19 protein-coding genes are annotated in these 26,565 nt (G+C 47.9%); 8 read left to right on the top strand and 11 right to left on the bottom strand.

Annotated elements, in window-relative coordinates:
• Positions 1–9: 9 nt before the first annotated feature.
• The 3 genes from GFS24_RS07795 to GFS24_RS07785 are packed head-to-tail and all read left to right on the top strand — an operon-like array spanning position 10 to position 5,762.
• Positions 10–3,030 carry a TonB-dependent receptor gene (locus tag GFS24_RS07795; RefSeq protein WP_153659009.1) on the top strand — a complete coding sequence of 1,007 codons (3,021 nt, stop codon included), beginning with the start codon at positions 10–12 and terminating at the stop codon, positions 3,028–3,030.
• A gap of 21 nt (positions 3,031–3,051) precedes the next feature.
• The gene (locus GFS24_RS07790) at positions 3,052–4,827 is read left to right on the top strand and encodes a RagB/SusD family nutrient uptake outer membrane protein (RefSeq protein WP_153659008.1); all 1,776 of its coding nucleotides are present in this window, start codon (positions 3,052–3,054) and stop codon (positions 4,825–4,827) included.
• Complete coding sequence (locus GFS24_RS07785; protein ID WP_153659007.1) at positions 4,824–5,762, top strand: hypothetical protein; 939 nt, start codon at positions 4,824–4,826, stop codon at positions 5,760–5,762. The genes GFS24_RS07790 and GFS24_RS07785 overlap by 4 nt, the downstream gene beginning before the upstream one ends.
• Here GFS24_RS07785 and fucP read toward each other — a convergent pair.
• The 8 genes from fucP to GFS24_RS07745 are packed head-to-tail and all read right to left on the bottom strand — an operon-like array spanning position 5,745 to position 15,267.
• Positions 5,745–7,013: an L-fucose:H+ symporter permease gene (gene fucP, locus GFS24_RS07780; RefSeq protein WP_153659006.1), complete on the bottom strand. Its 1,269-nt coding sequence runs from the start codon at positions 7,011–7,013 to the stop codon at positions 5,745–5,747. The genes GFS24_RS07785 and fucP overlap by 18 nt on opposite strands.
• Positions 7,014–7,025: 12 nt before the next feature.
• Complete coding sequence (locus GFS24_RS07775) at positions 7,026–7,877, bottom strand: fumarylacetoacetate hydrolase family protein (RefSeq protein ID WP_153659005.1); 852 nt, start codon at positions 7,875–7,877, stop codon at positions 7,026–7,028.
• Positions 7,878–7,883: 6 nt separating this feature from the next.
• A complete protein-coding gene (locus tag GFS24_RS07770) occupies positions 7,884–9,113 on the bottom strand; it encodes a DUF6786 family protein (protein WP_153659004.1) in 1,230 nt (409 codons plus the stop codon).
• Positions 9,114–9,131: 18 nt separating this feature from the next.
• Positions 9,132–10,751, bottom strand: a complete 1,620-nt coding sequence (locus GFS24_RS07765; protein WP_153659003.1) for a UxaA family hydrolase — start codon at positions 10,749–10,751, stop codon at positions 9,132–9,134.
• A gap of 8 nt (positions 10,752–10,759) precedes the next feature.
• Positions 10,760–11,530 (bottom strand): SDR family oxidoreductase, encoded by a 771-nt coding sequence (locus GFS24_RS07760; protein ID WP_153659002.1) that lies wholly within the window; start codon positions 11,528–11,530, stop codon positions 10,760–10,762.
• Positions 11,531–11,537: 7 nt separating this feature from the next.
• A complete protein-coding gene (locus tag GFS24_RS07755) occupies positions 11,538–13,076 on the bottom strand; it encodes an aldehyde dehydrogenase (NADP(+)) (RefSeq protein ID WP_153659001.1) in 1,539 nt (512 codons plus the stop codon).
• A gap of 1 nt (position 13,077) precedes the next feature.
• Positions 13,078–14,214, bottom strand: coding sequence for a glycoside hydrolase family 172 protein (locus tag GFS24_RS07750; protein WP_153659000.1), 1,137 nt, complete (start codon positions 14,212–14,214; stop codon positions 13,078–13,080).
• A gap of 42 nt (positions 14,215–14,256) precedes the next feature.
• Positions 14,257–15,267, bottom strand: coding sequence for a LacI family DNA-binding transcriptional regulator (locus GFS24_RS07745; protein WP_153658999.1), 1,011 nt, complete (start codon positions 15,265–15,267; stop codon positions 14,257–14,259).
• 90 nt (positions 15,268–15,357) lie between these two features.
• On the opposite strand from GFS24_RS07745, the gene GFS24_RS07740 reads away from it, so the two are divergent.
• From GFS24_RS07740 to GFS24_RS07720, 5 genes are all read left to right on the top strand, one after another.
• Positions 15,358–16,440, top strand: coding sequence for a DUF2652 domain-containing protein (locus tag GFS24_RS07740; protein ID WP_153658998.1), 1,083 nt, complete (start codon positions 15,358–15,360; stop codon positions 16,438–16,440).
• Between the two features lie 72 nt (positions 16,441–16,512).
• A complete protein-coding gene (locus tag GFS24_RS07735) occupies positions 16,513–17,535 on the top strand; it encodes an aldehyde reductase (protein ID WP_153658997.1) in 1,023 nt (340 codons plus the stop codon).
• Positions 17,532–18,662, top strand: coding sequence for an MBL fold metallo-hydrolase (locus GFS24_RS07730; RefSeq protein ID WP_153658996.1), 1,131 nt, complete (start codon positions 17,532–17,534; stop codon positions 18,660–18,662). Before GFS24_RS07735 ends, GFS24_RS07730 begins: the two co-directional genes overlap by 4 nt.
• Positions 18,663–18,668: 6 nt before the next feature.
• The gene (locus tag GFS24_RS07725; protein ID WP_153658995.1) at positions 18,669–19,469 is read left to right on the top strand and encodes an AraC family transcriptional regulator; all 801 of its coding nucleotides are present in this window, start codon (positions 18,669–18,671) and stop codon (positions 19,467–19,469) included.
• Between the two features lie 72 nt (positions 19,470–19,541).
• Complete coding sequence (locus GFS24_RS07720) at positions 19,542–20,774, top strand: glycoside hydrolase family 99-like domain-containing protein (RefSeq protein WP_153658994.1); 1,233 nt, start codon at positions 19,542–19,544, stop codon at positions 20,772–20,774.
• Between the two features lie 107 nt (positions 20,775–20,881).
• On the opposite strand, the gene GFS24_RS07715 is transcribed toward GFS24_RS07720, so the two are convergent.
• From GFS24_RS07715 to GFS24_RS07705, 3 genes are all read right to left on the bottom strand, one after another.
• A complete protein-coding gene (locus GFS24_RS07715) occupies positions 20,882–22,462 on the bottom strand; it encodes a RagB/SusD family nutrient uptake outer membrane protein (protein ID WP_153658993.1) in 1,581 nt (526 codons plus the stop codon).
• Between the two features lie 19 nt (positions 22,463–22,481).
• A complete protein-coding gene (locus tag GFS24_RS07710) occupies positions 22,482–25,478 on the bottom strand; it encodes a SusC/RagA family TonB-linked outer membrane protein (protein ID WP_153658992.1) in 2,997 nt (998 codons plus the stop codon).
• A gap of 382 nt (positions 25,479–25,860) precedes the next feature.
• Positions 25,861–26,529, bottom strand: coding sequence for a hypothetical protein (locus GFS24_RS07705; protein ID WP_153658991.1), 669 nt, complete (start codon positions 26,527–26,529; stop codon positions 25,861–25,863).
• Between the last annotated feature and the right edge of the window lie 36 nt (positions 26,530–26,565).

Here is a 26,565-nt window from a genome sequence, read left to right as displayed (position 1 = left end):
AACACGTTTATGAAATGCTTATCCGCATTCGTCTTCTTCCTCACGTCCATTACCGTCAGCTATGCGCAGAAAGTGATCACGGGCAAGGTCACTTCTGCCGAAGATGGTAAACCATTATCTGAAGTAACCATCGTAGTGCAGGGCACACCTGTGGGCACCACTACTTACCCTGATGGTACTTATGCCATAAAAGTATCCGGCAATGAAGCCATGCTGGTATATACCTATGTAGGGTATGAACCGCAGGCTATCACGGTAGGTAATAACAGCATCCTGAACATACAATTAAAGCAGCAATCCAGCACACTGGGTGATGTGGTGGTGGTAGGTTTCGGAAAGCAAAAGAAAATGACGGTAACAGGTGCTATCTCCAGTGTGCCGGTGAATAACATCCAGCGGATCTCTACGCCTTCTTTGTCCAATGCGCTGGCGGGCAGTATGCCGGGGATCATCACACGGCAAAGTTCCGGAGAGCCGGGTTATGACGGGGCGGCGGTATTTATCCGTGGTTTTGGAACCTGGGCCAACAGGGCGCCGTTGATACTGGTAGATGGAGTGGAACGGGATATCAACAATATCAACACGCAGGAAATTGAAAGTTTTTCTATTCTGAAAGATGCATCTGCTACCGCGGTATATGGGGTGAGGGGAGCAAATGGTGTGATCCTGATCGTTACGAAGAGAGGAGTTACCGGCAAACCGAAAGTGATCTTCCGTACGGAGAATGCCAGTCTGCAGGCTTTGCGGCTGCCTGATTATATCAACGGGCCTGAATATGCAGGGCTGATCAATGAAGCGCTGGCCAACAATGGCCTGCCCGCCCGGTATACAGCAGCAGAACTGCAGAAGTTCAAAGATGGTTCTGACCCTTATCTCTATCCGAATGTAGATTGGACGGATGCCGTGCTGAAGAAGAACACTTTCCAGAGTATCAATAACCTGAGTGTTTCCGGCGGTAATGAAATTGTGAAGTATTATACGAATGTGGGTTATACAGTGCTGAATGGCATCTACAAACAGGACCCTAAGAATGCCTATAAAACCAATGCACAGATGCAACGGTATAACTTTCGTTCCAATGTGGATATCAATGTTTCTAAAACTATCAGCATAGAACTGGGTATTGGCGGCGTGATACAGAAAGGCAATTATCCGGGCACGGGTGCTCCCGGGATCTTTGATGCACTGAAGATCACTTCGCCGATCAATTATCCGAAATTGAATCCTGATGGTTCTGTTGCCGGGGCTTCCACTTCCTACCTGCAGAACAACCCCTGGGGGCTGGTTACACAATCAGGCTATACGCGGCAGGACAGGAACACACTGCAGGGAACTTTTGGTGGCAAATGGGATCTTTCCAGGCTCGTAACACCAGGGCTTTCTGTACGGGGATTATTTGCTTATGACCACTATTATTCCGCTTCCACAGACCGTATCAAGCCTTATGCCATCAAACAGTACCTGGGTAAGGATGCGAATGGGAATGACCAGTATTCTTCGCCGCCTATCCGGGAAGAGCAGCCCATGACCTATGTGCTGCATAACGGTGCTAACCGCGCATATTATACAGAGGTGGGCGTCAATTACAACCGCACTTTCGGGGATCATACACTAACGGGCATGCTGTTAGGCAACCGCAGGGAATACATTGATCTCACGGCAGGAACTACTTTAAATAACCTGCCCTACAGGCGGCAGGGGCTGGCAGGGCGGATCACTTATAACTTTAAGAACCGTTACCTCGCAGAAGTGAATGCAGGATATAACGGTTCAGAGAATTTCCCCGAAGGGAAACAATACGGCTTCTTTCCTTCCGTTTCTGCGGGCTGGATCATCAGCAATGAAAAGTTCTGGCATGTAAACGCTATTTCCAGCCTCAAAATAAGAGGATCTTACGGGCAGGTAGGTAATGACCAGATAGGCGCACGACGCTTCTTATTCCTCACTACGATCAATCGCCAGGGGCAGTCCTATTTCTTTGGGGATAACCAGCGTTTCTACCAGGGTTTTGAAGAAGCGCAGATAGGCAATGATGATGTAACCTGGGAAGTAGCTACAAAGGCAAACATCGGGATGGACCTGGAATTGCTGAAAGGCACCATCAGTTTACAGGTGGATGCGTTTAAAGAAGACCGGGAAGGTATCCTCATCCAGCGGGGTGTTATACCACGCGTAACAGGTTATTATCCCTGGACGCTGCCTTATGCCAACCTGGGGAAAGCAAAGAACTCCGGCATTGATGCATTGCTGGAAGTAAGGCATACTACCCGCAAAGGTTTCTATTACAACTTCAGGGGTACTTTCACTTATGCTAAAAGTATCTGCACACAGAACGATGATCCCATCCCGAAATACGCTTATCAATCCTTCGTTGACCAGCCGATAGATCAGCCGATGGGATTGATAGCACTGGGCTTCTTTAAAGACCAGGCGGATATAGAGAAAAGTCCGAAGCAGAATTTCATGGACCAGGTAAGGCCGGGGGATATCAAATACCAGGATTATAACAATGACGGTGTAGTAGATGATTACGACCGTGTGCCGATCGGTTATCCCAGAACACCACAGATGGTGTATGGAGCAGGTGCGAGTTTTGGCTACAAGGGTTTTGAACTGAGCTTTTTCTTTACCGGCGTGGCACGTACCAGTTTATTTGTAGACGGGCCTTCCATGTATGCCTTCCAGATGGGATCAGGTACTTACAATATTATGCGTGAGTATTACGATAACCGCTGGACACCGCAGCATACTGATGCCAGATATCCCCGTGTTTCACCACTACAGAATCCTAATAACAACAGGACCTCCACCTTGTTCCTGCAGGATGCATCCTACATCCGGCTGAAGAGTGCGGAGATCGCTTACAATTTTGCCATAAAACGCGGGCTGGAAGGTATCCGCCTGTTCATCAACGGTTATAACCTGGCCACCTGGGATAAGATAAAAGTGATAGATCCGGAATCGAATTACGGCACAGGGGGATATCCTTTACAGCGCAGCATCAATTTCGGGGCACAGCTTTCGTTTTAATTCAACCTTCAAACTTACCAGATGAACAAGTTCCTTGTTTTAATCACCATATTGCTCTTAACAGCATCATGCACCAAAGACTATCTTAAAAAAGCACCGGATGAAGACCTGGATATTAAAAAGGTATTTTCCGAAAGGAAATATGCGGAATCCTTCCTCACTTCGGCGTATAACAACGTGCCCGTTATGCTGGGTGCGGCAGACTGGGATCAGCGTAATCCCTTTACCGGCGCCAGTGACGAAATGGAGATCACTTTCCTGGGCGCCTATTCTCACTTACTGAACTCCGGCGCCTGGAGTGCCAATGATTACTTCCCGGATGTATGGGGTTTTATGTATGAGGGCATCCGCAAAACCAATCTCTTCCTGGATAATGTGGCAGATGTGCCCATGGATGAAACAGAGCGGAACCGGTGGATAGGGGAAGCCACTTTCCTGCGCGCTTTCTTCCACTTTATGCTGGCACGCATTTATGGCGCTATTCCCATCGGGGATCATGCTTATACGCTTAATGAAGATTATTCCAAGATCAGGAGACAGCCCATTGATAAAGTAATTGAATTTATCACGAAGGAATGTGATAAGGCAGTGCCATTACTGGAATGGAAAGTAGGGGCGGATAAAATGGGGCGTGTTACCAAAGCTGCTGCACTGGCATTGAAGGCACAGGCGTTGTTGTACATGGCGAGTCCGCTTTGGAATGGTAATCCTGATTACACGGGGATAAAGGATAACGAAGGTTTGCAGCTTTTTCCTGCTTTTGATAAAGAAAGATGGCGTAAGGCGGCAGTGGCCGCCAAGGAATGTATCGATGGGGTAGAAGCTAACGGGTATAAATTGTACCGCGCAGCGAATAACGATCCGGTGAGGAATTACCAGGAGGTATTCATTGAGCGCAATAATTCCGAAGTGCTGTTTGCCCGTAATGCCGGTGAACATTCTCACTTTGAACGTTGCAGTAATCCGATCAGTTATGGGGGATTCTCTATTTTCTGTCCTACGCAGGAACTGGTGGATGATTATGAAATGGCGAATGGTTTACGGCCGGTGAATGGTTATAACGCAGATGGTTCGCCCATTATCAATGCAGGGTCCGGTTATGTGGAAGCGGGATATGCTGCGGCGAAACATCCGCTGGATTACTATCCTGCCGGCGTGAGTAATATGTATGTGGGCCGGGAACCGCGGTTTTATGCGAGCATCAATTTCAATGGCGCTATCTGGAAAGGAAGGGGCATACAGTTCTGGTTTGAAGGGCTGGATGGCAGGAAACGTGCAGGTTCTGATTATTGCATTTCCGGTTACCTGATGAAGAAAATGGTGAACCCTACTTCTGATATTTTCCAGAACAGGTTCTCCCTGAATACGTTTATTTATTACAGGTTAGGAGAATCTTATCTGAATTATGCAGAGGCGCTGAATGAAATGGATGGCGCTGTACCAGATGTATATAAATACGTGAACCTGATCCGGGAACGCTCCGGGCTGCCTGTATTGCCCGCAGGATTAAGTCAGGATGAAATGAGGGAAAAGATCAGGCATGAACGGAGGATAGAACTGGCATTTGAAACGCATCGTTACTTTGATACGCGCAGATGGAAGATAGCCGCGGTGATTGACAGTAAAGAAATTCATGGAATGAACATTGGCGCGGGCACTAATCTGGGCGATAACAATTTTTATAAACGTACGGTGATAGAGAAGCGGGTGTTCATTGCACCGAAGCATTATCTATGGCCCTTGCAGCAAGAGGAAATTAATAAGAACCGTAACCTGGTACAAAACGTTGGATGGTGAGCAGATCTTTTTTAACAGTCAGTTTATTATTTTCTTTTGCACTGAGCCAGGCCCAATGGATAAGGAGGGATAGTACCGTATTCGGTATCCGCAATGGTATTGTGGTGGGCTTCTGGCCGGGGGCTATTGAAGGCTTGAAGGAAAGCTCAAACGGAGGGCCGAGGGGTTTACTGCGCATCGGTTATAACTATGGCGGTGTGACGTATCACATCAATTACATCGCTGTGGAACCGGTGGTGAACGGGAAGATGGAATTTAGTGAGATATCACCTTCTGTTGTGGATGGGAAATGGGGGAAGTTTATGTGGCTAAAGGATAGTGTTATTTCTTCTGAGGTTTTAAGTGTGTATGTGCACATGGAAAAGTTTGCAAACGGTTCGCATCCTTATCTGAAGCTAAGTATTCACAAGAGCAGACCAGAGGAATTGTGCATTGAGGTATTCCATCATCCGGACAGTGCACCCATGGAACGTTGCGGCATCACTGCCACGATGGGCAATTATTCCCGGTTGCGGAAATTGTATTTGAAAGATACAGTGATCAATTCCCGGGAGTTGTATGCGGGGTATGATGGAATAGACTTCATAGAGAAAGCGCCTTATGATATTAAAGAAGGGGATAGTTGTTTGGTATTGGCCACGCCGGATGAATCATTTGCAGAATTAGCCGCATGGCCGCAGGAACCTGCTTACTTAGCCAGATGGAACTGGCGGTATCGCCCTTTTTATATGCTCACGCAATATTGGCGGAAGGATAAAACAGTACCTTCCTTACAGGTGCGGGTGAATGGCCGGGCGAAGTACTGGAGCGGTGGAAACAGGGATCCGCAACAGTATATTGCTATACCGGGCGGACCCTCGTTTGAGAACTTTGAATTACGGGAGAAATATGTTCCCGGGCAGAAGGTTTATTTTGGTTTAAGACTGCTTCGGTAATGCATGTCGCCATGCGTAATACAATACCACTGCAAAACAGATCGTGGGTACTACATAAGCCAGTTGTACATTGTAATTATAAGCAATGGCGCCCAACCCTAATGGAATCAAGGCCCCGCCAACAATAGACATCACAAGGAAAGCAGAACCTGATTTTGTTTCATTCCCCAGGTCCCTGATAGCGAGGGAAAAGATAGTAGGGAACATGATGGACATAAAGAACTCCACCATCAGTAAGAAATACACGCCCATCCTACCGCCCTGCAATACACAATAAGCCAGCAACAATACACAGGCCGCGCTGTAGAAGATCAGCAGCATCCGCGGTGCTATTTTTTGCATCAGGAAAGTGCCCACATACCTGCCTATCATAAAACATAACAGCAGCATCCCGAGGAAAGTAGTGGCTTCCATTTCCGGCATGCCTGCGCTGAAGCCGGCATAACGAATAAAGAAACTGGAAATACATACCTGCGCACCTACATAAGCAAACTGCGCGATCACACCCCAGCGGAAATGTACATGCCGGAATACGCGCAGGTTGATGCTCAGTTTATCGTCATGTTCTTCCTGCACTTTAGGGAAGTGTACCAGCCTGAAGGTGAGTGCTACCAACAGGAGTACCCCTGCAATAGCGAGATAGGGAACTTGTACAGACCTTGCTTCTGAAAGTAAATAATTGTTGAGTACCTCAGGGCTCATGGCATTGAGTTGTGCTGTAGAAAACTCTTTACCGGAGAGGATCACTTTACTCAGGAAGAATGCTGCTACGAAAGCACCTAATCCATTAAAGGCCTGTGCAAAGTTGAGGCGTTGTACAGCCGTCTCTTTTGATCCCATGATGGTGATGTAAGGATTGGCGGCCGTTTCGAGGAAGGTCATGCCCGCTGCTACTAAGAAGAGCGCAAACAGGAATAAACCGAAGGAACGTAACTCCGCAGCAGGGAAGAATAAGACAGCACCCGCTGCTGCAATGAGCAGGCCGGTGATGATCCCTGTTTTGTAACTCCATTTGCGCATCACCCATGCAGCGGGCAGTGCGAAAAAGAAATAGCTTACCCAATAAGCGGAGTCTATGAAAGCGGATTGAAAATCGTTTAGCTGGCAGGCTTTCCGGAGATGCGGGATGAGCACTGGTATCAGGTTACCCGTTAGTGCCCATAGAAAGAACAGGCTGATAACGAGTATGAAGGTCAGTTTAACAGTGTTGCTGCGCGTGGAGGGCTGCAACGTTTCAACGGTGGAATTCATATAGGGCGGAATTTAATGTAGTGTCTGAACATCATTGATCAACGTACCGATGTGGTCTATGCTGATCTCTACACGGTCGTTATCCTGTAAGGTGAAGCTGTTATCGGGAACAAGACAGGTGCCCGTCATCAGGTAACAACCATCGGGGAAGGCACATCCTCTGAAGAGGAAGTCCACCAGTTCCTGGTGGCCGCGTTTCATCTGGCTGATGGGAACGCTATCTGAGTATTTCATTTCTTCTTTGCGGTAGATGGCCATTTTGATGAGCGTATCCGGAGGGATAGGTGTATCCGTTACGATCAGGCAGGGCCCAAGGCCAGCGCATTTTTCATAAACTTTTGCCTGTGGGAGGTAGAGCGGATTTTCTCCTTCAATACTGCGGGAACTCATGTCGTTGCCAATGGTATATCCTTCAATGGTACCATGGCTGCTCACAAAGAGGGTGAGTTCCGGTTCCGGTACATCCCAGGTAGAATCTTCGCGGATGAACACTACCTGGTTATGGCCGGATACCCGGTGCGGGGTGGCTTTAAAAAAGAGCTCAGGTCTTTCTGCTGCATATACTTTATCGTAAAAATCAGCGCCGCCTTCTGATTCTTCCATGCGTGCCGTACGACTGCGGAAATACGTTACGCCGGCTGCCCATACTTCCTGCGTGGCAATGGGGGCTTGCAGTTCATTGCCAATGATGCTTTCCGCGGTGATCGTATCAATGGATGTCTGATCAGAAAGATCTTTGAGGATACATGCAAACAGGTTTTTCCTGTTCACGAAATTATTCCAGCTGGTGTTGATGGCATAATATTGTTCATTGTAATGCACCAATATGGTGGCAGCGGTTTTATAGAGACGGATGATCTGCATTGGTCATTATTTTTTACTGAGGAATTGTTGTACTTCTTCCAGCGGCAGGTTCCACAATCGGGTAGCGAGGGCTTGTAATGCGGCGCGGTCAGCAGCTTCGAAGTGCATCGTTACCTGGCGGTAGTTGAGCGCTTCGCCGGGTTGCAGTGCACGGGCATCTGAAGAGGATTCTACTTCATAGAAAGGTCCCATTTGAGAACCATCTGCCAACGGGCCATCGTTATAGCAATTCACGGCATCTCCTTTAAACGGTTCTTTCTGCAATTCCCATTTGGAATTCACATAACGGCCTTGTGGCACTACTTCATAGAAGAGTACGGTGATGGTGTTGTTTTGCAGATCTACACTACCTGCGCCTGATTTAGCTACAAGCGGGGAGAGGCCCAGTTTGCCGCGGGCTTTACCATCTGCGCGGAAGAGCAGCAGGCTGTCTTTCACCAGCAGGTTTTGCGGAGGGATCTTGCCGAAGTAATCGTCTGTGATATGTGTGCGGGCATCTGTGATGCCTTTGAATGGCGCTACTACCACGGTCTGATCAGAAGGGATGAACATGCCCAGCAGCCAGATGCTCAGCAGGCCGTTCTTTTCCTGCCAGGCGCTGTCGCCTTTATTGGTGAGTACATTTTCTGTTTCGTAGGCAATGCTTTTGATACCTGCAGGCAGTGCTGTTTGTAGTTTTGCAGTGATGGCATTGTTGTCCAGCAGGCGGATAGTTCTGCTGATATCCAGTTTAAAAGTAGTGCCGGAATAGTTTTGAATGGTACCGTCATATTGGTACGTGATCTCTGTGGGGGATTGGGATTTCACGTTGTAATGGGCAGTGTCTATCAGGCCGGGTGTTTGCCAGTTGTCGAACTCAAAGGATTTGCCACCGGGGAAGAACAGGGAATATTGTCCGCCTTCAGGGCCTAACCAGAAACGTTCTTCACCTCCGAAGGCGTTGATGTGCGGTGCGAGTTTACCGGAGGATACGAGGTTGTAATTGATCCATCCAAAGCTTTTGCCCTGGCTGCCGCTGGCGGTGCTGGTCATTACACGGGCCTGGTAATCGCCGGTTACTACGAGGCGGCTGCTATCGCTGCTGCTTTGCAGTACTACTACGTTCTGTAAATGTTTTTGCAGGAATGTTACATCCTCCCCGAAGTTGCCGGGTTTCTTTGCTGTTTCTGTTGTACTGCTTTGGTTGCAGCTGATCATGCCGATCAGCAAACCGGCTGCGATAATGTTCAATTTCATAACGGGTGTTTTGAAAACTTATAAAGAAACCCCTCTTTTCCAGGGAATGAAATCATCCTGTTCCAGCACTTGTGCCCGTGCGGTGTATAAACCGCTGGCGGTATCGATCACTAAATTTAAGATCCGCTCTGCTGCTTCGTTGATAGATTCTTTTCCATTGATGATCGTGCCGGTATCTATATCTATGATATCCTCCATTTTGTTGGCCAGCTTAGTGTTGGTGGATAGTTTGAGCACCGGTGTAATAGGATTGCCGGTGGGTGTACCCAAACCAGTAGTGAAGAGCACGATGTTGGCACCAGCCCCTACTTCCGCTGTGGTGGATTCCACATCGCTGCCGGGTGTGCAAAGCAATGCAAGACCGGGCCGTTGTACCCTTCCCGGGTAATCTATCACATCCGTCACAGGAGAGGAGCCTCCTTTTTTTGCCGCACCGGCGGATTTGATCGCGTCTGTAATGAGGCCGTCGCGGATGTTGCCGGCAGAAGGATTGGAATCAAATCCCGAGCCTACAGCTTCTGCTCTGCTGGCATAATCACGCATCAATTGTGTGTAACGGGTGGCGAGGTCTGTGTTGATGCAACGGTCACTCAGTTCCTGTTCAACACCGCAGAGCTCAGGGAATTCAGATAAGATCACGGAGCCGCCGAGTGCTACGAGGATGTCTGAAACCCTTCCTACGGCAGGGTTGGCAGAGATGCCGGAGAATCCGTCTGAGCCGCCGCATTCCATGCCGATGATGAGTTTGTTCAACGGCGCAGGCTGGCGTTGTTGTTTGTTGGCTTTGCTGAGGCCTTCAAAAGTGAGCTGCAGCGCCTGTTCCATTAGCACTTTTTCGGATCCTATCTTTTGCTGTTCCAGGCAGATCACCGTTCTGTCGAAACCCGGTACTCTTTTTTCGATCTCTTCTTTCAGCATATCTATCTGTGCGTTCTGGCAGCCCAGGCTGAGTACCGTAGCGCCAGCCACATTAGGATGAGTGATGTATCCGGCTAACAGGCCGCAAAGCGTGCGGGCATCATCTTTGGTGCCGCCGCAGCCTAAAGTATGGGAGAGTAGTTTTATGCCGTCTATGTTTTCAAAAGCCCTGCGCCGGGGTGGGGCGATGAGTATATCTGCTTCTTCTTTACCTTCTTTTACTTCCTGCAATAATTGTTGCAGCATTTCTTCGTAAGGATTGTATTTGCGGTAGCCGAGTTCTTTTACCAATACTTTGTGCAGCATCTGCACATTGCGGTTTTCGCAGAATACGAGTGGGATGATCACCCAGTAATTGCCGGTGCCCACACGTCCGTCTGTGCGGTGATAACCCATAAAGTGACGGTCTTTCCAGCGGGAAATATCCGGTGTATCCCAGCTGGTTTTCCTTTCTTCTTTCACGGCAAAATTCCCGGAGGCATGGCGGATGTTCTTTGTGGTGAGCAGTTCGCCTTTAGCGAGGTCTTCATTGGCTAAGCCAACCAGCACACCGTACATGACAACGGGACTGTCCTTCGCAATGAACGCAGCGGTTAACTTATGTTTGGCGGCTACGTCGCGCAGGGCGGTGACGCCTTGCACGGTAGTGCCTGCGGGAATGTCCTGCAGGGCTACCCACACATTATCTGTTGGATGGATCTTTAATATTTGTTGTGGCATGTTGTGATCTATTTTAAAGCTCTGTCCAGGTGCACATAACCGCCGTCCACATGGATGAGCTGGCCGGTGGTGTGGCTGGACTTCTCCGATAACAGGAAGGCTGCCATATTGGCGATCTCTTCCGGCGTGGTCATTCTTTTTTCCAGTGGTATGCCTGCTACGATGCCGGCGAGTTTGGTTTCTTTATCTTCAAAAGTATTGATCCAGCTTTCGTATAAGGGCGTCCATGATTCTGCTACCACTATCGCATTTACGCGGATGCTGTAGGGGAGTAATTCTACCGCCCATTCGCGGGTGAGTGCGTTTCTGCCTCCGTTGGCGGCTGCATAACCGGAGGTGTTGCCCTGGCCGGTTTCTGCGGTTTTGGAGGTGATGTTCACAATAGCGCCTTTGCTTTTTTTCAGGTAAGGCAGCGCATGATGTGCGATGAGATAATAGTGCACTACGTTGCGGTGCAATGATTGCATAAATGCTTCGTAAGAACCGGATTCGAGGCCAACGCCATCGTTTACGCCGGCATTGTTCACAAGGCCGTCTATTCTTCCGTATTGATTTACGATAGCTTCTACTGCGGTTTTGCAGGCTTCGGGACCTGTTAGCTCAGCAGTTATCTGTCCGCCTTTGCCGATATGGGCCAGGTGTTGGAGATTGTCTTCTTCGTTCCTTCCGATGATCACGGGGAAGGCGCCTTCTGCTGCGAGTACGGCTGAAATAGCTGCTCCAATTCCTTTGGCGCCACCTGTTACTATGATGATCTTATCTTTTAATCCCAGGTCCATAAATAATTTACGTTTTAGAAAAGTTTCCGTTGAATAAGCGCCATATGCCGAGTGGGTTTTCGTCCTGCAGCTCAGGTGGTAAAAGGTATGCGGGGAAGTCCTGGTAGCAGACGGGCCTGCAGAAGCGGTAGATGGCAGATGAGCCAACTGATGTGCCTGCTGCGGGAGTGGTGGCAGGCCATGGGCCGCCGTGTACCATGGCATGGTTAACGGCTACGCCTGTAGGAAAACCGTTGATGACGATCCTGCCGGCTTTTTCCCGGAGGATGTCTACCAGTTCTGCGTACTCATGAAGGTCTTCTTCCGTACCGTGGATAGTGGCGGTGAGCTGGCCTTCCAGGGCATTGGCGAGCTGGAATAATTCTTCTTTACTGTTGGCACTGATGTGCAAAGAAGAGGGCCCGAACACTTCATGGCAGAGGGCCGGGTCTTCCAGTGCCTGTGTGGCGCTGATCTGTAAAAGGGCAGGAGATGCCTGGTGTGCGGTGGCAGGCGCTTTTCCAAGTAATTGGGCGCCTGCCTGCCGCAGGCTGTTGATGCCGCTGTTGTAAGCCTCCAGGATTCCGGGAGTTAACATGCGTCCGGTGGGCATTGCTGCGATTCCTTTTTGCAGGGTGGGGAGGAACAGATCTGTTCCAGATCTGTTTGATGAGGGGGAAGCGTTTGTTTCATTTGATGAAACGGATGCCTGTTTGTTTTCCATTCCTTCATAAGAAGAAGATGGTCCGTTGAATGGAACTGATTTATCAGTTCCATTCAACGTCAAAAACACTCCCGGGTTCGTACAGAACTGACCCACGCCCATGGTAAGGGATTGCAGAAACTGTGCAGCTAATGCTTCTCCTTTTTCTTTCAGCACACGGGGCAGAAAGAAAACCGGGTTTACGCTGCCCATTTCCGCATAAACAGGAATGGGCACAACTCTGCGGGTGGCTGTATCATAGAGGGCCTTGCCGCCCCTGAATGAGCCTGTAAAAGCGATGGCAGACAACTGCGGATGAAGGGCGAGCTGCTGGCCGGTATCAATAGTAGCACCATGAATTAAAGAGAATACACCTTCCGGCAAACCGGTGTTCTTAGCAGCGGTGAGGATCGCATTTGCCACAAGATCTGAAGTCTGCGGATGTGCAGGATGTGCTTTGAATACAACAGTACTGCCTGCAGCAAGTGCAGCAGCCGTATCACCACCGGCTACAGAGAAGGCCAATGGGAAATTACTGGCACCAAAGATACCGATCACGCCAAGCGGGATCTGCATTTGCCGTATATCCGGTGTGCCTTTGTCAATGCGTGCATTTACCCAGGAACCTTCAGTGATCAGGTCCGCGAACAGCCGTAGCTGCCCTGTGGTGCGATCTCTTTCTCCCTGCAAACGGGGGAGTGGTAAGTTGCTTTCTGCAGAGGCTGTGTTGATCAATTCATCTCCCAATGTATTGATCTCTTCTGCAATGGCGCGTAAAAAGGCTGCGCGTTGCCGGGGAGATATTTTTTTATAAGTTGTAAAAGCTTGTGCGGCTTGTTTTACCGCCAGATCGATAGTTTCCATGTCAGTTTACTTCTAATTCGTCTTTTGCCTGTAATTTAGGAAACGGTGCATGCGGCTCGCGCTGATACCAGAACACTACGCTGCTGATATCTGATTGCTGTGGAAGATAACGCCCGCCACTGCGCCAGCCAAGGTCCTGGATAGTTATTTTCAATTCTTTCTCAAAACGCACAGGGTCCATGATATGCCAGCGGTACAGGCCAAAACGTTGCTGCGATTTGTATAGGCCATCCGGGCGGATCACCTGGTGTAACCCTGCGTAGGGCGTGGAGAATTCCTGGTATTTTCCTTTGTTGTCAAAGTTGTAGGAACCGCAGAAATAATCTTCTGTACCGGTACCGCAGATAGTAGGGAATTTGTTATCTCCGTCCATAAAGAACTTTATTTCACCTTCACCCCACCAGCCATTATTGTTCACACCCCATGCTACATAAGTACCCACGTACTGGCCTTTCCCTTTGATGCCATCTATCATGGTGAACTCTGCGCCTTTCACAGGATTGTTGCGGCGGAACTGTGCATGAAAATAAGCCGCATCTTCCGGTACCTGTGTGAGGGTGTAATCTACCTGGTAGTAGAGCGTCATACGTTCTGTATTGATGTTCTCCATCGTGATCTTACACTTCTTGCGAAAGGGCATGGACCAATAGCAGTTAAATGCACTGCCGGGATTTACGGTAACAGCGAGGGAATTCATTTGTGCATATTCACCCCATCCCATACCGAAGAAATCACCTACAGGTACTTCAACGGAAGGAGTGGTTTCATCATCCCAGTAAAAACGGAGGATGGAATAGCGCCAGTTGCCGGTGGGTGTCATCCAGATATGCTGGATAGCGCCGGAGCCGGTGATCTCTGCGAGGGTAACAGTTTTCCCCGCTTCAATATGAATGTATGGATTTACTTTCCAACCCTGCCCCAGGTCTCTTGCTGCATTCTTTGCATTGCCTTGATCCAGTGTGGCCATGCCGCCTTTACCAGGTTCGCCGGTGATATTCTCCGGACTGATAGACCGGGTTTTGGCATCGGAGAGGCGGGAGAGATTGCCGAGGTTCATGTCCAGCCCGTTAAAGGTTTGCTGCGAGAAGGCCGTCCAGCTAAGGGAGACAGCCAGTGAGAGGAGGAACAGTTTTTTCATACGTTTTGTGTGTTAATGCTTTAACGATTAAGCAATAGTTGTTTATTTTTTTCCTGAGGATTTTCTGATCACGAGTTCGGTATCAATGCAGATCAGTTCTGCGGGTTTATCTGCATCTTTAATTTGTTCGAGTAATACGCGCACGGCTTCTTTACCCATTTCGAGGATGGGTTGCCTTACATAGGTAACGGGGGAGTAGAAGAGGTCAAACGCTTCACTTTCATCAAAGCTCACCACGGCCAGATCTTCCGGCACGCGGATCCCCAGTTCATTGATATATTTTAAACCTTCGATGGCCAGGCTGTTTGTGGCAAAGAAAAGGGCATCGGCGGGTTTGCGGGCGTTGAGCAGCTGATCGATGGCCAGTTTGATATCTTCTTTTAAGTGGGAATACCGGGCCAGTTTCATCAGGCTCTTCTTCTGATCTGTTAATGCTTCCATATACCCGCGTTTGCGTTCGCTGATATGATGCAACGCTGTTTTATAGGCGATCATACCTATCTGCTGGCGGCCCATTTTGATGAGATGGGAAACAGCATTATAAGCGGATTCGTAATTGTTGATACTGATGTGGCTGGCCGGGATATCCGGAAAATACCGGTCTATCAGCACGAAGGGCACGTTCTGGTTCTGCAGGGTTTTGATCTGCTGTTCGGAACCTTCTGTGGGAATGAGTATGAGCCCGTCTACCTGACGGTTCAGCAGTACATTGATCAGGTCCCGGGATTTATCCACGTTCTCATCAGAGCTGCCGAAGATCACGGTATAGTTATTCCGTTTGGCTTCGTCTTCAATGGTGCGGGCAATATTGGCGAAGAAGGGGTTGGAGATGTCCGCCACGATCAGGCCAATGGTGTCCGACCGGCCGCTTTTGAGGCTGCGGGCAATGTGGTTGGGCTGATAGTTGAGCTTGCGGGCTATCTTGCGGATCTTTTTGGCCATTTCCTGGCCTACTCTCGCTTTCTCCTCTTTGTTGGTGAGCACATAAGATACCAGTGCAGTGGATACACCGGCTTCCTGGGCAATATCTTTTAAGGAGACCTTCTTCTTCATGGAATAAAAATATGCTTAAACGTTTAAGTAAACAAATTTCGGGCGAAAAAATAATTAATTATCTTGCATGCAGACCTAATTATTTGCACGATGGAAAACAGGGGCCTGCTTTTTATTCCTGACATAAGTGGCTTTTCCAAATTCGTTAATGAAGCTGAGATCGAACACAGTAGCTATATCATTAAGGACCTGCTGGAAATACTCATCAATGCCAACGAACTGGGTCTGGTGGTCTCCGAGATCGAAGGAGATGCCATCCTCTTTTACAAGTTTGGGGAACCGGCTGATCTGGCTGCAGTATACAGGCAGGTGGAGAAGATGTTCTGTGCCTTTCACCGTTACCTGATCAATTACGATCACCGCAAGATCTGCCAGTGCCAGGCGTGTATCTCAGCCGTAGGGCTTTCTTTAAAAGTGATCACACATTATGGCGAATTCACGGAGTATAATGTAAAGAACTTTTCGAAACTGATAGGCAGGGATGTGATCGTAGCGCACCAGTTGCTGAAGAACGATATTGAACAGCATGAATACTGGCTGGTTACTTCCAATATGCTGGGGGATCAGCAGCCTGGTGATTACAGGGAGTGGATGGAATGGAATACCAGCGCCCGGCAAACAGAGGCAGGAGAGATCACTTTTCATTATACACAGCTCGGGCAGCTTAAAAATGAGATCCCGCATGATCCCATACCGCGGACGGAGCTAAAGGATAAAGTGAAAGTGTTCACTATGTCGAAAGAATTTAAAGAAGAAATTAAAAAGGTGTTTTACACCATCGTCCATTATGAGTTCAGGGAGCACTGGCTGGAAGGAGTAGTGAATGTGAAAGAAGTGAGCCACCTTATTCCCGGCGTGGGGAGTTTACTGCGGGGAGAGCTGACGAACGGAGAGGAACTGAAGTACTACGCCAGTGGCTTTTCCTATCACCCGGAATCAAGGATCATATTTAGTGAATCGGATGAAGACAACCAGCAGATCACTAATTACATCATGGATAAAAAGGGGCCGGATACTACTTTGCTCACGGTAGAGTATTATCAGAAGATGAACGTTATACAGGAATTCCGCTTCCGTTTTGGGAAGAAAAAAGACCTGGAACAACGGTATGCCCGGTCGCTGCAGAAGCTGGAAGAATTTATGAAAGAGATCTCTATGCCGGGAGCGTTTTAGCTGACCTCTCAGCAAAGTAAACTATGCCCTTTCAACAAAGCGGGCAGTTCTTCTTCTGCGGATCTTTACTGCATGAAAGATCAAAAAATACTGGTAACCGGAGGAACGGGATTTGTGGGCATACATTGTATTTTGCAGCTCCTGCAAAAAGGATATCAGGTAAGGACCACCCTTCGCTCCCTCAGCCGGGAAAACGAGGTATTGGACATGCTCCGGTACGGCGGCATGGAAACTACGGACGGGCTATCATTCATTGAAGCCGATCTCACCAAAGATGCCAACTGGGATAAAGCAATGGAAGACTGCGAATACGTTTTACATGTTGCCTCACCTATCGGTTTAACCATTCCCAAACACGAAAATGAAATGATCATTCCTGCAGTGGAAGGAACCTTACGCGTGCTGAAAGCGGCAAGGAATGCCCGTGTGAAACGCGTGGTGATGACATCCAATTTTGGTGCAGTTGGTTATAGCCATAAGGATACCACCCGGCTTATCACAGAAGAAAGCTGGACGGCCCCCAATGAAAAAGGGCTTTCTGCCTATAACAAATCAAAAGTATTGGCGGAAAGGGCTGCCTGGGATTTTATGCACAAAGAAGGCGGTAAGCTGGAATTATCTGTCATCAACCCGATGGGGATCTTTGGCCCTTCGCTGGGACCGGATCTGTCCAGTGGTTTTGAGTTATTAAAAAAGGTACTGGATGGCTCCCTGAAAAGAATTCCGGATATTACACTGGGCATTGTGGATGTACGTGATGTGGCGGACCTGCATATTCGTGCCATGGTCAACCCTGCCGCAAAGGGACAACGGTTCCTGGCTTTGGCGGGAGGTATCATGTCCCTGCCGGAGATAGCTCAGTTATTAAAAGACCGGTTGGGCAATGAAACGATCTCTACTAAGAAGATGCCTGATTGGGTGGTGAGAGTGGCGGCATTGTTTAGCCCTGTGGCAAAAAATATTGTTCCGCAATTGGGCCGCTACAGGAGTGCCAGTAATGAAAAAGCAAAAACGCTTTTAGGCTGGCAGCCCAGAAGTAACGAAGAAGCGATACTGGCTACGGCAGAGAGCCTCATAAAATTTAAACATGCATGAAAAGAGCTTTTAGAATAATTAAACGGACACTGATCATTGTGCTCTCGCTTATCCTCGTACTGGCAGTGGCCGTCTTTTTCTATATGCGCCAGCCACAGTTTGGTGCAAACCCTTCAGGTGAAAGGCTCGCGCGGTTGGAAAGATCACCGCATTATAAAAAAGGGCGGTTCCACAACCTGGTAGAAAAACCAACAATAACACCAGGATACAGCATCAGTGGAGAGATCTATAATACGCTCTTTAAAGAATACCCAAGGCGTGAACCGAAGGATTCCCTTCCTTCTGTAAAAACAGACCTCTTAAAACTACCCATAGACAGTAATGTAGCTGTGTGGTTTGGCCATTCATCCGTATTCATCCAGGCAGATGGGAAAAGGATGCTGGTGGACCCTTCTTTCAGCGGTAAAGGATCACCGCTGCCAGGTTCCGTAAAAGCTTATAAGGGCAGTAATGTTTATACCGCAGCTGATATGCCTCCCATAGATTACCTGTTCATCTCTCACGACCATTACGATCACCTGGACTATGAAACGGTGGTAGCATTAAAGGATAAAGTAAAACATGTGGTTTGCGGTTTGGGTGTAGGAGCGCATTTTGAACATTGGGGTTATGCACCGGAGCAGATCATGGAAAGAGACTGGTATGAAAAGATTGAGGTGGACAGTAGTTTTACGATCTACACCGAATCAAGCCACCATGAATCCGGCAGAGGTTTTGTGCGTGGTAAAACATTATGGATGTCTTATCTCATACAAACACCCGGTTTGAAAATATATTACAGCGGTGATGGCGGGTATGATGGAAGATTTGCTGAGATAGGTAAGAAATTCGGCCCTATCGACTGGGCTATCATGGAGAACGGGCAGTATGATAAAGCTTGGCAATCTGTTCATCTGTTGCCGGAAGAAGTAAGGCAGGCTACACTGGAACTGAAAGCAAAACATTTGCTTACAGTACATCATTCAAAATACACTTTAGGCAAACATGCCTGGGATGAACCATTGATAAAAGCTACGGAGCTTTCTGTATCTCAGCCTTACCGTCTGGCAACGCCCATGATAGGGGAAGTGGTGTATCTCAATAACCCTTCTCAGGTTTTTAAAGAATGGTGGAAAGGCGTTAAATAATTGAATATGTTGACGAAAGAAAATAAGATAACGTCCTGTTACATAGGACCGCAGATTTCGCCGGAGCAATTCATCGCCGAACATTTCTTTTTGTACCTGGCGAAGGGGACTATACATGGATATGATGGAAGTAAAAGCTATAAATTAAAACCGGGTGAATGCTGTATGGTCCGGAAGAACCACCTGGCCAGGTACAATAAGCAAAAAGAGGATGAGGAGTTTGAAAAAGTGGTGGTGATATTTGATGAGGTTTTCCTGCACCAGTTCCAGGAGAAACATAAGGTTCGGGTAACAAGATCTACTTCCAAAGAAGCCTTTTTTGCTATTCCTAAAAATGAACTTATTCCGAATTTTATCAGTTCGCTTTTTCCATATTATAGTGCAGAAGGAAAAATAGATCAGACATTCATGGATGTGAAACGGGAGGAACTGCTGCTGATACTTTTGCGTACCAGTCCTGAACTGGGTAATGTCCTCTTCGATTTTGGCAGCCCGGAGAAGATAGACCTGGAAGCATTTATGAACAAGAACTTCAAGTTTAATGTAGCGGTTCAGCGTTTTGCTTATCTTACCGGAAGAAGCCTGACCAGTTTTAAACAGGATTTCAAAAAGACCTTTCATGATACACCCGGCAGTTGGCTTATACAGAAGCGGCTGCAGGAAGCGTACTTTTTAATGGATAAAAAGGGCCAGCGGGCCTCCGATGTGTATCTTGAAGTAGGGTTTGAAGACCTGTCTCATTTTTCATTTGCGTTTAAAAAGAAGTTTGGTATAACACCCACGGAACTCTCCGGCCGGAAGAAATAGATTTGTTGCAGGATAGAACAGGATGCCCAACCAGCCAGAGGGTTGTACTTTTTACATAAAGTAAGGTTGCTTATGTTAAAAAGAATATTTACGTCACTATCCTGGATCGTCCTATTCAGCTTTTACGCCACGGCACAGCAGAAAGAATATGAAGTAGCTGTTTATTATTTCCCGAACTATCATCCTGATAGCATCAATTCCCTGTGGCATGGCAAAGGCTGGACAGAATGGGAAGTGGTGAAAGCCGCCAAACCGCGTTTTTCAGGGCATGAACAACCCAAGGTGCCCACCTGGGGGTATTTCAATGAAGCTGATCCTAAGTGGGCTGCAAAGGAAATAGATCTGGCGGCAGACAATGGTATCGACTGTTTTATTTATGACTGGTATTGGTATAGCAACACTGGCCGGTATCTGCATGAGGGGTTGGAGGAAGGTTTCCTGAAAGCCCCTAACCGCAACCGCCTGAAGTTTGCACTAATGTGGGCTAACCACGACTGGCTGAACATTCAACCAGCTACGTTTGATAATGCCCGTGTGAAGCTCACGGAAGGAGAAGTATCCAAAGAATTATGGGATACGATTTCCACTTACATTGTTGAAAAGTATTTTAAACAGCCCAACTACTGGAAGATCGATGGCAAGCCTTATTTTTCCATTTATGAGATCATTACATTCATCAATGGGCTCGGAGGCATGGAGGAAGCGAAGAAAGCCATTCAGCTGCTGGAGGAGAAAACAAAGAAAGCAGGTTTCCCTGGTGTGCATCTGAACGTGATGAGCTGGATGGTGAATGATCACTCGGTAAGATCGATCACAGGCCCGGCAAAACCTGCCAATCCGCATGTTATGCTCAGTGGGTTGCATACGGAAAGTGTGTCTACCTATTGCTACATTCATCACTTCGGTAACTTCAGCAAAGATGAATTCCCTACGGTGCCGGTCGGGAAAGTTTTCGAAGGAATAAAATCCTATTGGAAAGAATTCTCTGCAGAATATCCGGAGGTGCTATATACACCTAATGTTTCCATGGGATGGGATGCGAGTCCGCGTTGCATGCAAAGTGATGTATTTGAACGGCGGGATTATCCGTGGACGCCTGTATTTGTAGGTAATACACCTGCTTCGTTTAAAATGCAGCTGCAGGAAGCAAAGAAGTTTTTAGATGATTACAACCCGAAGCATAAGATACTGGTCATAAATTCCTGGAATGAGTGGACGGAGGGAAGCTATTTGCTGCCGGAAAAGAAATATGGGGCAGCTTATTTAAATGCGATCAGGGATGTATTCAGGCCTGTTAAAAAATAAAGCATAACAAGCCCGGCGTTCACGCCGAGCTTGTTGCTTTCAATAATGCCCTTCATAAAAAATAAAGCCCGACGTGAACGCCGGGCCTTGTTGCTTTCCTTACTTTTTTACCTATAATCGGGATTCTGTACCAGGTTGGGGTTTTTATCTATTTCATCCTGCGGAATAGGGAAAAGCGTTCTCAGCTTTCCATCATTCTTCGGACGGTGATTGAACCATGATTTCCGGGCAAATACACCAAAACGGATCATATCCATCCTCCGATGCCCTTCCGCTGCAAATTCCCATCCCAGCTCATCGTAGAAGCGGCCAAACTGTATATCTGCCCCGCCTTCCAGGCCGGAGATAGTACCATTTATTTCCTGGTATCCGTATTGATATACACTACCCAGTAATAACTGCGCACCGGTTACGGTAGCTTTTGCCGGATTAGTCGTAGCAAATGCTCTTTGCCTTACTTCTGTTACCAGTAAAGCTGCATCGCCGGATAAACCTTTCCTTAAGAGGCATTCCGCTTTCATCATTTTAATATCTGAATAACGGAAGATGATATAATCCGTACTCAGGCCTCCACGGGCACCTGTTTTGATCTCGTATTTACCAATGCGGTAACCATCAAAATAATCTGTTCCGTTCATGCTGGGTACCTCTTTCCTGTAAGTAAGGATGAGTGCACCGGTGGAAACACTGTACTGTGGGCCCATGATCCAGGTATCCTTCTTACGGGTATCATCTGCATCATAAGTATCAATAAACTGTGGCACTGCGCAATTACCTCCCCATGGTTGTGCTGCCATGTTCAGCACGTTACGATGCGCCGTGGCCAGCGTTTTCATATGGATAGAATTCTGCGAAGCAAAAATCTCATCATACGGCACTGCAAAAATGGTTTCCTTGGAGTTGTGATTCTCCGTCACGAAATTCGTTTTGTATGATTCCTCCAGGGAGTATTTCGCGCTGTTGAAGATATCATCACAGGTGGCTATACATTCATCCCATTTGGTAACACCGATGTACACCTGCGCATTGAGGTATAACCTGGCCAGAATGGCTTTAGCCGTCCACCGGTTAAAGCGGCCGTAGGTTACTTTGGATACTTCCATACTTAACAGGGGCATACATTCATTCAATTCCTTCACGATGAAATCAAACACCTGCTGCCGGGTACTTTGGCTGGGGGCAGAGCCATCGCGGAAGTCTGTAACGATGGGCACATTGCCATGGGTATCTATCAGCACGGAATAGTAGAACGCCCTGGCTGTACGGAGTTCCGCTATCAACTCTTCTTTACCGGAGGTAACAGGGATCTTCCCTTCCTCTATCTGGAAAATGATCCGGTTGGCATTGTTAATGCCCGAAAAGGCATGCTGCCAAACGTTCTCCGGCTGCCATTGATTGGAGGGCCAGTCGTGTTTATGCATGATCTGGTAAGTGCCTGCATCATACCAGCCATTAGGGCGGTTAGGTGTAACGAGTACATCGGCGGGTTCTTCCTGCAGATCAAAATTCCCCTGCCAGCCGGCATACATGCCCCGCAGTACCGTGTACGCGGGTGCAATGATAGATGGGATATCTCCTGTGCCCGGCTGGTATTCTGATTCGGGTACGAGGTCGTATACTTCTTCGTCCAGATTGGTGCAACCTGCCGGCACGATGAAGAGCAACAGGATCAATATTTTCTTGTACATAGTCTTTTCGTTTAGAAGGTTAGAAAGTGATGTTCGTGCCGATGGTGAAGGTGCGGGTAGTGGGATATTTATCGCGACTATCATTCCCCGCATCCAGGCCAAGGCGGCTGATCTCCGGATCTATACCTTTATACCCGGTAAGCACCAGCAGGTTGAGGCCGGATACATATACCCTTGCCTGTTTGAAATACTTGCTGCTCGAAACATCTACATTATATCCCAGCGTGATATTGTCGAACTTCCAGTGATTGCCATTTTCTATGTAATGAGAAACATAGGCAAGCGGATTGGCGAGTTCTCTTTTTCCATATACTTTATCAAATGCTGTTTTCAGCATGTTGTATTGTTTGATGGTAGGGTTTTCATAATACATCCGCTGGAAGTTGAGGATCTGGTAACCGAATGCGCCGCGCATGTTCAGGTTCAGGCTGAATTGTTTGTAACGGAAGGCCAGGTTCCAGCCGGCGGTGTGGCGGGCGATACCATTACCCAATACTTTACGATCGTCTGGCACGGCATCGTCGATTGGTTTGGGTTTGCCGTCTTTGCCTTCAATGATCCAGTTACCGTCTGCATCAATATCAACAGATTTATAACCGTAGAAATTTCCGATGGGCTCACCTACTTTCACGCGATGGGTGGTTACCTGGATGGGCTCTCCGGTATGGCCTGCAAAGAAGAAATCATTGGATGTTTTATACAGGTCGTTGGAGATGCTCATGAGCGTGTTCTTGTTGTTCATGTAAGTGATATTGCTGCTCAGGCTAATATCTCTCGAACGGATGATCTCGTAGTTCAGCAATACCTCCACACCACGGTTGCGCATGCGGCCTGCGTTGGCGAGGGTAGAGCCAAAGAGGTTGGGCGGTACGGGTACCGGGAAGTCGTACAGCATATCTTTTGTATCCCGCTGGTAAACATCCAGGGAACCAGATAAACGGCTGTTGAACAGGGAGAAGTCTATCCCTACATTGATCTCTTCTTTCTTTTCCCAGCGAAGGTCCGGATTGGAATTCCGGTTGGGTTCTACGGGTTGGATCCAGGTGCCGTTGTAGAGAAAGCGACTATCTGTATTATAATTCAATACGATGATGGACATATAAGGATCATTAGGCGCGGTGCCGGTGATACCATATCCTGCACGGATCTTCAGATCGTTCACTACATTGCTGCCTTTCAGGAATGCTTCCTGACTGATACGCCATCCGGCAGAAAATGCAGAGAACGTACCCCATTTATAGTTCACGCCGAATTTAGAAGAACCTTCATGCCGTATGGTAGCCATCAGCAGGTACTTATCTTCCCATGCATAATTCAACCGGCCGAAGAAGCCAATGAGCTTGTAATTATTCTTGTAACTGGAAACGCCGCGCATGCCGGTGGTGGCAAAAGGATTAGATACGGCATCGCCGGATTGCAGGCGGTTGTAAGTATATAATTCAGTGGGGAAGTCAGAGTTCCACGCGCTGAAGCCTTCCCTTGTAACGTCCTGGTAGCCGTAACCACCGAGGATGGTGAATTTACTGCGGCCAAAGTTTTTGGAATAATCGGCGGTCAGTTCCAGCAGGTTATCCTGGAAGTGGCCTGCGCCACGGGAGCCGTAACCTTTGCGGTTGTTGACAATGGAAGCACGGTTATCGAATGTTTCATAATAACCGGTGAGTTCACTGGTTTTGGCGCCGGAGAGGAGTAGTTTGATATTGAAATCTTTGATGGGGGAGTAGATGATATTCCCATTGAAACGCAGCTCTGTAGCCCTGCTTTCACCATCTACTTCTTCAATGGGGCGAACAGGATTATCATAGTTAAAGCCGTTGGGATCTTCATCCCATTTTCCATCATAGGTATACACACTGTCTGTAGGATTCCTGATCAATGCCTGCCGGTAGATGTAAGCATAATTGGGCGCTGCAAAGAATTTGCGGTTGCGGCCGATCACGTTTACATTGAACTTCAGTTTATTATCCAGCATGGAGTGATTCACGTCTATGCGACCAATGAGCTGTTTGTTCTCAGAGCGGTTAAAGAGCCCTTCCCATTGGCGTACGTTCACAGATGCCACGTAATTGGTTTGTGCCGTGCCGCCCTGGAGGGTGAGGTTATGTGTATGGCTTACCGGGGTGCGGGTGATCTCATCCAGCCAGTTGGTGGAAGTACCATAATCCCATTTCTCGTTGGCGGTAGGTACGAAAAATCCTTCTGCTAAAAGACGGCGGTAATCTGCAGCATCCAGGAATTCCATTTTCCGCGCAATGGTTTGTATGCTTACATAACCATCATAAGATAAGGTAGCCGGCCGGTTGCCTTTTTTGCGGGTGGTGATGAGCACTACACCATTGGTACCACGCGTGCCATAGATAGCAGCGGCGGAACCATCTTTCAATACATCAATGGATTCGATGTCTTCCGGTGATACGGTGTTCAATGAGCCGGGAATACCATCTATCAATACCAGGGGAGAGGTAGAGGCCATCAGGGTACTGTTACCACGCAGCGAGATCTGTGTATTGGCATTAGGATCGCCGCTGGGCGTAGTTACTGCCAGGCCTGCCACTTTACCCTGGATCAGCTGGCCGGCATCCTTTGCAAATCCTTTTACAAAGTTATCCGCCTTTACGCTGGCTACGGCGCTGGTCACATCTCCTTTACGCTGTGTGCCATACCCGATCACTACTACTTCATCCAGGTCCGATGCCTGTGTAGTGAGTGCAACATTTATAGTGGTTTGTGTACCTACCGCTATTTCCTGTGTGGCGTAACCGGTAATGGAAATAACGAGGATACTTTCACTGCCGGGTACTTCTATTTTATAATAGCCGGTTTCGTTGGTGGTAACACCGGCAGAAGTTCCTTTGATACGTACGGTAGCGCCGGGTACAGGATCGCCGGTGGTTTTGTCTGTAATCGTTCCTGATACGGTGATGGGAGCAAGGTGTATGGCTGCCTGCGATACATGGCAGGTAAGGCAGAGCCATAGTATGCACATTACTTTTACAACGGTAGCTGTGTTTATCATAAGCTGCTGTTTTTAGTTTTTGGTTTTGAATGGTTAATTGAATGTTGAGATCCGGGCTGTCATAACGTTTATCCTATGGAATTATTAATTGTCTATTTGACATGTATCAGATTTGGCAAAGGCATCCGCATGTTGATGTTTTTCATCAACAACTTTTCGTGGAAAGCTGAGTGCTATTATTTAGATTAAAATTAGGTTACGGATAGTGCCGCATAGTTGCCGTTTTTGATGAATATTCATTGGATTTTAGCAGCTTCTTCCATGGGAGAGATATGGCTGATTGATGGGGAGACTATGGGAAGGAGTAGGGGGATCCGTGGAGATGGTGTGGACTTGGTGTGGAGATGAGGTGGAGATGGGGTGGACTTGCTTTTTTTATGTTTTATCTGCCTGCAATGATCTCCGCAGCATAATACTTGCGGTTCTCCATGTTATAGTATTTGCCGTTTACAAGCTCTAATGCGCGCACTTGCAGCATGTAGAGCGTTACGTCCTTCCCCGGGGCAGGAAAGGGGAATGTAGCGCCTGTAAATGGCTTTTTTACATCTATTAATAATATCTCCTCCTTCAGGGTGGCATGTTTTTGTTTATCGAAGTTGACGGAAACAGCCATTGCTTTGATCTCTATATGCGTAGTGTTGCGGGATTTGCTAATGGTCTGTGCAGGTATCTGCAGGAGGAGGGTGCCGCCACGTTTTTTTTGCAGGGTGGGTTTTTGTCTTAGCAGTTTTTCCAGGGGTGTATGTGTATTAAAGTTGAATGCTTCCAGCAGGGCGCTGAAGTTAGCTAACTTAATGATGGGCGCCAGGGTTTGGTTGAGCCGGTTGGTAACGGTGTTGTCAGCAGGAATATCCAGTTTAGGCAGGAGGGCATTGCGCAGCAGCTTACCGAGCTTGCTGGCCATGCCAAAATCCAGCGCCGCCTTTTTAGTGGCTTCGCTGCGGTTTACTTTTATGGGCATCTTGCGCTCATAGTATATGTCCCCTATTTTGTAACCTATTTTATCGCCCAGTCTTCCTATGTAGAAATTAGGGCCAGCTTGTCTTGCCATCGTTTCCGATTTTAGCTGAACAATTTACGGAAAGGG

Origin of the sequence: Chitinophaga sp. SYP-B3965, from assembly GCF_009647655.1 — a bacterium.
Classification (GTDB): domain Bacteria; phylum Bacteroidota; class Bacteroidia; order Chitinophagales; family Chitinophagaceae; genus Chitinophaga.
This window is presented reverse-complemented; position numbering and strand designations above follow the sequence as displayed.